General features: G+C 37.1%; 4 protein-coding genes. All 4 read left to right on the top strand.

Annotated elements, in window-relative coordinates; translation table 11 throughout:
* Positions 1-1,038, top strand: a 1,038-nt coding sequence (pgi, locus tag ACQR30_RS01280; RefSeq protein WP_429730147.1) for a glucose-6-phosphate isomerase, incomplete at its 5' end; no start/stop codon positions are given.
* Between the two features lie 66 nt (positions 1,039-1,104).
* Positions 1,105-1,569: a CAP domain-containing protein gene (locus ACQR30_RS01275; RefSeq protein WP_429730144.1), complete on the top strand. Its 465-nt coding sequence runs from the start codon at positions 1,105-1,107 to the stop codon at positions 1,567-1,569.
* Positions 1,570-1,772: 203 nt separating this feature from the next.
* Positions 1,773-2,822: a tRNA preQ1(34) S-adenosylmethionine ribosyltransferase-isomerase QueA gene (queA, locus tag ACQR30_RS01270; protein ID WP_429730142.1), complete on the top strand. Its 1,050-nt coding sequence runs from the start codon at positions 1,773-1,775 to the stop codon at positions 2,820-2,822.
* A 117-nt stretch (positions 2,823-2,939) separates the two neighbouring features.
* Entirely contained in the window at positions 2,940-3,698 is a 759-nt protein-coding gene (locus ACQR30_RS01265; RefSeq protein WP_429730139.1) for a tyrosine-protein phosphatase, read from the top strand.
* Positions 3,699-3,888 lie beyond the last annotated feature (190 nt).

Genomic DNA, 3,888 nt, shown 5'->3' with positions numbered 1-3,888 from the left:
TCAAAAACTTTCACGACACAAGAAACCATGACCAACGCGCACACGGCACGTGAATGGTTCCTTAAATCGGCCAAAAATGAAAGCGAGGTGGCAAAACATTTTGTGGCATTAAGTACGAATGAAAAAGAAGTAACCAAATTTGGCATCGACCCAAATAACATGTTCGAATTTTGGGATTGGGTCGGAGGCAGATATTCTCTTTGGAGTGCCATAGGTTTATCGATCGTTCTATCTATCGGGTATGAAAATTTTGAGCAACTACTGCGTGGAGCTTTCAAAACGGATGAATATTTCAAAACAGAAAAATTAAATCAGAATATTCCCGTTATAATGGCGCTGATTGGTCTTTGGTATACTAATTTCTTCGGCACACAAACAGAAGTAATATTACCCTATGATCAATATATGCATCGCTTTAGTGCCTATTTCCAACAGGGAAATATGGAAAGTAACGGCAAAAGTGTGGATAGAAAAGGCGCTGGGGTTTCCTATAGTACGGGTCCCGTAATTTGGGGTGAACCAGGTACAAACGGCCAACATGCCTTTTATCAGTTGATCCATCAAGGTACCGTGATAATCCCTGCCGATTTTATAGCACCCGCTATCAGTCATAACCCGATTGGCGACCATCATAATAAATTGCTGAGTAACTTTTTTGCTCAAACGGAAGCATTAATGAATGGAAAAACAGAAGCAGTCGTAAAAGAAGAATTGGAGAAACAAGGCAAATCTGCAGAAGAGATAAAAAAAATAACGCCGTTCAAAGTTTTTGAAGGTAACCGTCCCACAAACTCTTTCTTACTAAAAGAAATAACACCCGAAAGTTTAGGAAGTCTGATCGCCTTATATGAACACAAAATATTTACTCAGGGTATTATCTGGAATATTTTCAGTTTCGATCAATGGGGCGTAGAACTAGGTAAGCAATTGGCCGGGAACATATTACCAGAATTAGAAGACGACAAACAGATTTCCTCCCATGATTCTTCTACAAATGGTTTAATCAATGCCTACAAAAAATTAAGAAAAGAAGCATAAACTACTTGTGGCAAGCTATTTGGAATGAGAAGTAAAATATTTCACTTCAAATAGCTTTCTTAATAAATGAAACACTGTCGATTTATCTTACTGCTGAGTATTAGCTTTTTATTTTTCTTGCCTTTTATTTCCCAAGCAAAGGGCCATTCCATAGAAAATGATATATTGTATTATACCAATCAATTTCGAAAAGCCCATGGTTTGTCCCCACTAAAAAGAGTCAGTTTTGTAGACAACATAGCACTTGATCATAGCATTGATATGGCCAGAGGCAGGGTTGGATTTGGTCATAGGGGATTTGACACGAGAACACTTTTGCTAAAAAGAAAATATGGACGCTATATAGCTACAGGAGAAAATGTTGCCTATGGTGATATCACAGGAAAAGAAGTGGTGGACATATGGATAAATAGTCCGCCCCATAGAAAAAACCTTTTGGGAAATTTTTCCCTTGTGGGGATTGGCGTAGCGAGGAATGATCAGGGTATACTATTTTTCACCCAACTTTTTGTAAGACCTCCTGTAAATTAGCTTTGCAAATATTTTTTTCAATTTGATGCAGCTTTTGTACCTTTGCGCACTTGAATAATGATGCCGTAACATCATTTAGTCGCCCCGTAAGGCTACGACATAATGAATGTGGGCTATTAAATTTAATTAATTAATAGGCACACGAGACCTCCTTTTTATGAAAAAGAAAAGGATGTTTAGTCTGAAAAACATTGTAAAACAACATGAAGTTATCTCAATTTCGCTTCGACATTCCACTGAACTTAATTGCCCAAACCCCTACTAAACGCCGCGAAGACAGCCGTCTTATGGTTGTAGAACGCAAAACAGGACGTATTGAACACAAAACATTTAAAGACGTATTAGAATATTTTGATGACAAAGACGTTTTTGTTGTCAACAACACCAAAGTTTTTCCGGCCCGTATGTACGGCCGCAAAGAAAAAACGGGTGCCAAAATAGAGGTGTTCCTACTTCGTGAATTGAACAAGCAAAACAGGCTATGGGACGTAATCGTAGACCCTGCAAGAAAAATACGGGTAGGTAACAAATTGTATTTTGGAGAAAATGATGAATTGGTAGCCGAAGTCATTGACAATACGACCAGCCGGGGAAGAACTATTCGCTTTTTATGGGATGCCGATGAAGCCAGCTTCAGAAAAATGCTGGAGTTTATGGGCGAAACACCATTACCAAAATACATCAAACGCAAACCTACAGAAGAGGATAAGGAACGTTACCAAACCGTCTATGCCAAATATGAAGGCGCAGTAGCTGCCCCAACTGCTGGTATGCATTTTAGCAAAGAACTTATTAAACGCCTGGAAATTCAAGGTATAAAGTTTGCTGAGCTAACGCTTCACACAAGTCTGGGAACCTTTAGACCTATTGAAGTAGAAGATTTGAGCAAACACAAAATGGATGCAGAATACTTCAGAATTGATGAAGAAACCTGCAAAATAGTTAACAAGGCAAAAGAAACCGGGCATCGCATCTGCTCTATCGGGACAACCACCATGCGTGCGCTAGAAAGCAGCTTTACAGCGCAAAAATTATTAAAACCAAATGAAGGCTGGACAAATGTCTTTATCCATCCCCCGCATAATTTTAATATTGCTGATAGTTTAATTAGTAATTTTCATTTACCCAAGACCAGTCTATTGATAATGGTGGCGGCATTTGCAGGTTATGATTTGGCAATGGAAGCTTATAAAATTGCCATCAAAGAAAAGTATAATTTCTTTACTTATGGAGATGCCATGTTAGTCATCTAATTAAATGTCAAGTTATATAAAGTGAGACATTTAAGAAAGTGTCTCATTTTTTATTTAATGTAGATTTACGCTAATAACGCATTTGATATTATAGCTAATTTGAAAAGAGTGAATTCTATGTTCAACATCCTATTTAAAAATAGCAATTCAGTTAAAAATAACTGGAATTTTATTCAGACCGATATACATTCACATATATTACCGGGCATTGATGACGGCGCCGGAAAAATAGAGGATAGCCTTGCGTTGATTGACGCTATGCGCAAAAAGGGTTTTAAAAAAATGATTGCTACACCTCATATAAGTGAAGACCTTTATCCGAATACAAAAGAGGTGATATTGCAACAAAGAGATTTGGTTCGTCAAAAAATAGCGGCCTTACAATGGGATATTGAAATAGATGCAGCCGCAGAATATATGATTGATGAAAGGTTTATTGCACTTACCGAAAGTAGCGAGAAATTATTAACCATTGCGGGCAATATGGTTTTGGTAGAAATGTCTTATTTGGTCGAATCTCCCTTTTTAAATAACGCCTTGTTCGCTATGCAGGTTCATGGATATCAGCCATTATTGGCTCATCCAGAACGATATAACTTTTATCACCATCAGTTAGAAAAATATGATGAACTCAAGGAAAGAGGTTGTCTTTTTCAACTCAATACCATTGCCTTATCAGGTTATTATGGCAAAAATGTTAAGAAGACAGCGGAATATTTGCTAAACAAAAACATGTATGATTATTGTGGATCAGATATTCACCATCTACGCCATGTTAAAGCATTAAACAGCGTTTTAGACTTGAAATATTTCCAACAAGTCAAAAAGTATCCTTTCTTAAATAATACCCTTGCATTAAGCCTGAAAGCAGTCTAAATCTTTTATCGCAAGGTTTATTTTTTCAATTATCGCGTCCGGCGATTTCAAGGAGATGTAGTTTGTAATACATCGAAGCCGGTCAGTAAAACCTTTAATAGTTACAATTTCAATAAATATTCTCCATAGCCACTCTTCTTAAGTGGTTCTGCAATTTTTTGTAGTTGCGTTTTGTCTATAAAATTCATTC

Origin of the sequence: Arachidicoccus sp. (assembly GCF_050436765.1) — a bacterium.
In the GTDB taxonomy this organism is placed as follows: domain Bacteria; phylum Bacteroidota; class Bacteroidia; order Chitinophagales; family Chitinophagaceae; genus Arachidicoccus.
The sequence above is the reverse complement of the archived record's forward strand: the minus strand, read 5'-3'. Positions and strand labels throughout refer to the sequence as shown.